A 6,222-nucleotide genomic window follows, 5' to 3' on the forward strand; every position below is an offset into this window, starting at 1 on the left:
ATCTCGGTAGTGGGATACGACGATACCGAAGACAGCTCATGTTATATCCCGCCGTTAACCACCATCAAACAGGATTTTCGCCTGCTGGGGCAAACCAGCGTGGACCGCTTGCTGCAACTCTCTCAGGGCCAGGCGGTGAAGGGCAATCAGCTGTTGCCCGTCTCACTGGTGAAAAGAAAAACCACCCTGGCGCCCAATACGCAAACCGCCTCTCCCCGCGCGTTGGCCGATTCATTAATGCAGCTGGCACGACAGGTTTCCCGACTGGAAAGCGGGCAGTGAGCGCAACGCAATTAATGTAAGTTAGCTCACTCATTAGGCACCGGGATCTCGACCGATGCCCTTGAGAGCCTTCAACCCAGTCAGCTCCTTCCGGTGGGCGCGGGGCATGACTATCGTCGCCGCACTTATGACTGTCTTCTTTATCATGCAACTCGTAGGACAGGTGCCGGCAGCGCTCTGGGTCATTTTCGGCGAGGACCGCTTTCGCTGGAGCGCGACGATGATCGGCCTGTCGCTTGCGGTATTCGGAATCTTGCACGCCCTCGCTCAAGCCTTCGTCACTGGTCCCGCCACCAAACGTTTCGGCGAGAAGCAGGCCATTATCGCCGGCATGGCGGCCCCACGGGTGCGCATGATCGTGCTCCTGTCGTTGAGGACCCGGCTAGGCTGGCGGGGTTGCCTTACTGGTTAGCAGAATGAATCACCGATACGCGAGCGAACGTGAAGCGACTGCTGCTGCAAAACGTCTGCGACCTGAGCAACAACATGAATGGTCTTCGGTTTCCGTGTTTCGTAAAGTCTGGAAACGCGGAAGTCAGCGCCCTGCACCATTATGTTCCGGATCTGCATCGCAGGATGCTGCTGGCTACCCTGTGGAACACCTACATCTGTATTAACGAAGCGCTGGCATTGACCCTGAGTGATTTTTCTCTGGTCCCGCCGCATCCATACCGCCAGTTGTTTACCCTCACAACGTTCCAGTAACCGGGCATGTTCATCATCAGTAACCCGTATCGTGAGCATCCTCTCTCGTTTCATCGGTATCATTACCCCCATGAACAGAAATCCCCCTTACACGGAGGCATCAGTGACCAAACAGGAAAAAACCGCCCTTAACATGGCCCGCTTTATCAGAAGCCAGACATTAACGCTTCTGGAGAAACTCAACGAGCTGGACGCGGATGAACAGGCAGACATCTGTGAATCGCTTCACGACCACGCTGATGAGCTTTACCGCAGCTGCCTCGCGCGTTTCGGTGATGACGGTGAAAACCTCTGACACATGCAGCTCCCGGAGACGGTCACAGCTTGTCTGTAAGCGGATGCCGGGAGCAGACAAGCCCGTCAGGGCGCGTCAGCGGGTGTTGGCGGGTGTCGGGGCGCAGCCATGACCCAGTCACGTAGCGATAGCGGAGTGTATACTGGCTTAACTATGCGGCATCAGAGCAGATTGTACTGAGAGTGCACCATTGCGGTGTGAAATACCGCACAGATGCGTAAGGAGAAAATACCGCATCAGGCGCTCTTCCGCTTCCTCGCTCACTGACTCGCTGCGCTCGGTCGTTCGGCTGCGGCGAGCGGTATCAGCTCACTCAAAGGCGGTAATACGGTTATCCACAGAATCAGGGGATAACGCAGGAAAGAACATGTGAGCAAAAGGCCAGCAAAAGGCCAGGAACCGTAAAAAGGCCGCGTTGCTGGCGTTTTTCCATAGGCTCCGCCCCCCTGACGAGCATCACAAAAATCGACGCTCAAGTCAGAGGTGGCGAAACCCGACAGGACTATAAAGATACCAGGCGTTTCCCCCTGGAAGCTCCCTCGTGCGCTCTCCTGTTCCGACCCTGCCGCTTACCGGATACCTGTCCGCCTTTCTCCCTTCGGGAAGCGTGGCGCTTTCTCATAGCTCACGCTGTAGGTATCTCAGTTCGGTGTAGGTCGTTCGCTCCAAGCTGGGCTGTGTGCACGAACCCCCCGTTCAGCCCGACCGCTGCGCCTTATCCGGTAACTATCGTCTTGAGTCCAACCCGGTAAGACACGACTTATCGCCACTGGCAGCAGCCACTGGTAACAGGATTAGCAGAGCGAGGTATGTAGGCGGTGCTACAGAGTTCTTGAAGTGGTGGCCTAACTACGGCTACACTAGAAGGACAGTATTTGGTATCTGCGCTCTGCTGAAGCCAGTTACCTTCGGAAAAAGAGTTGGTAGCTCTTGATCCGGCAAACAAACCACCGCTGGTAGCGGTGGTTTTTTTGTTTGCAAGCAGCAGATTACGCGCAGAAAAAAAGGATCTCAAGAAGATCCTTTGATCTTTTCTACGGGGTCTGACGCTCAGTGGAACGAAAACTCACGTTAAGGGATTTTGGTCATGAACAATAAAACTGTCTGCTTACATAAACAGTAATACAAGGGGTGTTATGAGCCATATTCAACGGGAAACGTCTTGCTCTAGGCCGCGATTAAATTCCAACATGGATGCTGATTTATATGGGTATAAATGGGCTCGCGATAATGTCGGGCAATCAGGTGCGACAATCTATCGATTGTATGGGAAGCCCGATGCGCCAGAGTTGTTTCTGAAACATGGCAAAGGTAGCGTTGCCAATGATGTTACAGATGAGATGGTCAGACTAAACTGGCTGACGGAATTTATGCCTCTTCCGACCATCAAGCATTTTATCCGTACTCCTGATGATGCATGGTTACTCACCACTGCGATCCCCGGGAAAACAGCATTCCAGGTATTAGAAGAATATCCTGATTCAGGTGAAAATATTGTTGATGCGCTGGCAGTGTTCCTGCGCCGGTTGCATTCGATTCCTGTTTGTAATTGTCCTTTTAACAGCGATCGCGTATTTCGTCTCGCTCAGGCGCAATCACGAATGAATAACGGTTTGGTTGATGCGAGTGATTTTGATGACGAGCGTAATGGCTGGCCTGTTGAACAAGTCTGGAAAGAAATGCATAAACTTTTGCCATTCTCACCGGATTCAGTCGTCACTCATGGTGATTTCTCACTTGATAACCTTATTTTTGACGAGGGGAAATTAATAGGTTGTATTGATGTTGGACGAGTCGGAATCGCAGACCGATACCAGGATCTTGCCATCCTATGGAACTGCCTCGGTGAGTTTTCTCCTTCATTACAGAAACGGCTTTTTCAAAAATATGGTATTGATAATCCTGATATGAATAAATTGCAGTTTCATTTGATGCTCGATGAGTTTTTCTAAGAATTAATTCATGAGCGGATACATATTTGAATGTATTTAGAAAAATAAACAAATAGGGGTTCCGCGCACATTTCCCCGAAAAGTGCCACCTAAATTGTAAGCGTTAATATTTTGTTAAAATTCGCGTTAAATTTTTGTTAAATCAGCTCATTTTTTAACCAATAGGCCGAAATCGGCAAAATCCCTTATAAATCAAAAGAATAGACCGAGATAGGGTTGAGTGTTGTTCCAGTTTGGAACAAGAGTCCACTATTAAAGAACGTGGACTCCAACGTCAAAGGGCGAAAAACCGTCTATCAGGGCGATGGCCCACTACGTGAACCATCACCCTAATCAAGTTTTTTGGGGTCGAGGTGCCGTAAAGCACTAAATCGGAACCCTAAAGGGAGCCCCCGATTTAGAGCTTGACGGGGAAAGCCGGCGAACGTGGCGAGAAAGGAAGGGAAGAAAGCGAAAGGAGCGGGCGCTAGGGCGCTGGCAAGTGTAGCGGTCACGCTGCGCGTAACCACCACACCCGCCGCGCTTAATGCGCCGCTACAGGGCGCGTCCCATTCGCCAATCCGGATATAGTTCCTCCTTTCAGCAAAAAACCCCTCAAGACCCGTTTAGAGGCCCCAAGGGGTTATGCTAGTTATTGCTCAGCGGTGGCAGCAGCCAACTCAGCTTCCTTTCGGGCTTTGTTAGCAGCCGGATCTCAGTGGTGGTGGTGGTGGTGCTCGAGGTGCTTTCGAGCGTAGTCAGCGATCCACCGCGCCGTTTTGTCGAGGCCGCCAAAAGGGTAGAAGTGCAGGCGGACATGCCCATGCTGTTCGCCAATTCCGGCGCGGAGCGCATCGACGAAGCGGTCGGGGCCGGCCGATCCGAGCAGATGGCCAATCGAGATGCCATATTTGCTCAGCACGGATGCGGACGCGCCGACGCCGCACCGCGCGGCGAAACGCAAAAGCGTCTTGATGCCGGCCGGGCCGGGCACCCCGAGCAGAACCGGGACGTCGATGCCGGCCTGGCGTACTTCGGCGAGCCAGTCGAGCGTGCGCGCAGCGTCGAACGTAAATTGCGTGACGATGAGCGCCGCCATACCGCGTCTTTCGATCTCATCGGTCTTGGCCCGCAGGACGGCGGTGGCCTCCCCCGCTGTCATGTTGGGATGGCCTTCGGGATGGCCCGCAACGCCGATCAGGTCGATCCCGGCGGCCTCAAAGGCGCCGCTGGCAATCAACTGCATGCTATCGGCATACGGGCCTTCCGGCTCAGCGGCGTCTCCGGCGATGACGAAGCAGCGCCGCACCTTGGCTTCAGCCACGACGGCGTGCAGGAAGTCGTGGAACTCCGCCTCGTCTTGGATGCGACGGGCTGAGAAATGCGGCATCGGCTCGAAACCGAGGTCACGCACCGCCTTGCAGGCTGCGATCCGCGTCTCGTAGTTTTCGCCTGGCAGGAACGTCACCGCGACGGATGTACCGGGGGGCAAGAGCGGCGCCGCTGCCTGCAGCGCATCGATATCCTTCCCAGTCATCTCAATCGAGAAGCAATGCACCAGATTATCCGGCACGCTGTCGCAATCGATGGCCATAACGGGCGAGCCCATATGTATATCTCCTTCTTAAAGTTAAACAAAATTATTTCTAGAGGGGAATTGTTATCCGCTCACAATTCCCCTATAGTGAGTCGTATTAATTTCGCGGGATCGAGATCGATCTCGATCCTCTACGCCGGACGCATCGTGGCCGGCATCACCGGCGCCACAGGTGCGGTTGCTGGCGCCTATATCGCCGACATCACCGATGGGGAAGATCGGGCTCGCCACTTCGGGCTCATGAGCGCTTGTTTCGGCGTGGGTATGGTGGCAGGCCCCGTGGCCGGGGGACTGTTGGGCGCCATCTCCTTGCATGCACCATTCCTTGCGGCGGCGGTGCTCAACGGCCTCAACCTACTACTGGGCTGCTTCCTAATGCAGGAGTCGCATAAGGGAGAGCGTCGAGATCCCGGACACCATCGAATGGCGCAAAACCTTTCGCGGTATGGCATGATAGCGCCCGGAAGAGAGTCAATTCAGGGTGGTGAATGTGAAACCAGTAACGTTATACGATGTCGCAGAGTATGCCGGTGTCTCTTATCAGACCGTTTCCCGCGTGGTGAACCAGGCCAGCCACGTTTCTGCGAAAACGCGGGAAAAAGTGGAAGCGGCGATGGCGGAGCTGAATTACATTCCCAACCGCGTGGCACAACAACTGGCGGGCAAACAGTCGTTGCTGATTGGCGTTGCCACCTCCAGTCTGGCCCTGCACGCGCCGTCGCAAATTGTCGCGGCGATTAAATCTCGCGCCGATCAACTGGGTGCCAGCGTGGTGGTGTCGATGGTAGAACGAAGCGGCGTCGAAGCCTGTAAAGCGGCGGTGCACAATCTTCTCGCGCAACGCGTCAGTGGGCTGATCATTAACTATCCGCTGGATGACCAGGATGCCATTGCTGTGGAAGCTGCCTGCACTAATGTTCCGGCGTTATTTCTTGATGTCTCTGACCAGACACCCATCAACAGTATTATTTTCTCCCATGAAGACGGTACGCGACTGGGCGTGGAGCATCTGGTCGCATTGGGTCACCAGCAAATCGCGCTGTTAGCGGGCCCATTAAGTTCTGTCTCGGCGCGTCTGCGTCTGGCTGGCTGGCATAAATATCTCACTCGCAATCAAATTCAGCCGATAGCGGAACGGGAAGGCGACTGGAGTGCCATGTCCGGTTTTCAACAAACCATGCAAATGCTGAATGAGGGCATCGTTCCCACTGCGATGCTGGTTGCCAACGATCAGATGGCGCTGGGCGCAATGCGCGCCATTACCGAGTCCGGGCTGCGCGTTGGTGCGGACATCTCGGTAGTGGGATACGACGATACCGAAGACAGCTCATGTTATATCCCGCCGTTAACCACCATCAAACAGGATTTTCGCCTGCTGGGGCAAACCAGCGTGGACCGCTTGCTGCAACTCT

Annotated in this window: 5 protein-coding genes and 3 pseudogenes; 7 read left to right on the forward strand and 1 reads right to left on the reverse strand. The window is 54.3% G+C overall.

The annotated features are described in order from the left end of the window. The 5 genes and pseudogenes from lacI (GTU67_RS14890) to aph(3')-Ia all read left to right on the forward strand — a co-directional run. Positions 1 to 282 (forward strand): annotated as a pseudogene (gene lacI / locus GTU67_RS14890) (DNA-binding transcriptional repressor LacI); the annotation flags it as partial. A 49-nt stretch (positions 283 to 331) separates the two neighbouring features. Beyond that, positions 332 to 673 (forward strand): annotated as a pseudogene (locus GTU67_RS14895) (tetracycline resistance MFS efflux pump); the annotation flags it as partial. 50 nt (positions 674 to 723) lie between these two features. Continuing rightward, positions 724 to 987 (forward strand): site-specific integrase, encoded by a 264-nt coding sequence (locus GTU67_RS15735; protein WP_003660253.1) that lies wholly within the window; start codon positions 724 to 726, stop codon positions 985 to 987. 31 nt (positions 988 to 1,018) lie between these two features. Then, complete coding sequence (locus GTU67_RS14905) at positions 1,019 to 1,282, forward strand: Rop family plasmid primer RNA-binding protein (RefSeq protein WP_012537716.1); 264 nt, start codon at positions 1,019 to 1,021, stop codon at positions 1,280 to 1,282. 1,136 nt (positions 1,283 to 2,418) lie between these two features. Continuing rightward, a complete protein-coding gene (aph(3')-Ia, locus tag GTU67_RS14915) occupies positions 2,419 to 3,234 on the forward strand; it encodes an aminoglycoside O-phosphotransferase APH(3')-Ia (protein ID WP_000018329.1) in 816 nt (271 codons plus the stop codon). 694 nt (positions 3,235 to 3,928) lie between these two features. On the opposite strand, the gene GTU67_RS14920 is transcribed toward aph(3')-Ia, so the two are convergent. Then, positions 3,929 to 4,822: a methylenetetrahydrofolate reductase gene (locus tag GTU67_RS14920; protein WP_185780783.1), complete on the reverse strand. Its 894-nt coding sequence runs from the start codon at positions 4,820 to 4,822 to the stop codon at positions 3,929 to 3,931. Positions 4,823 to 4,936: 114 nt separating this feature from the next. Between GTU67_RS14920 and GTU67_RS14925 the strand changes: the two are divergent. Then, positions 4,937 to 5,221 (forward strand): annotated as a pseudogene (locus GTU67_RS14925) (MFS transporter); the annotation flags it as partial. Between the two features lie 79 nt (positions 5,222 to 5,300). After that, on the forward strand, positions 5,301 to 6,222 hold a 922-nt coding region (gene lacI / locus GTU67_RS14930; RefSeq protein WP_185780784.1), incomplete at its 3' end, for a DNA-binding transcriptional repressor LacI.

Origin of the sequence: Pusillimonas minor (assembly GCF_014237865.1) — a bacterium.
Classification (GTDB): Bacteria; Pseudomonadota; Gammaproteobacteria; order Burkholderiales; family Burkholderiaceae_B; genus Neopusillimonas; species Neopusillimonas minor.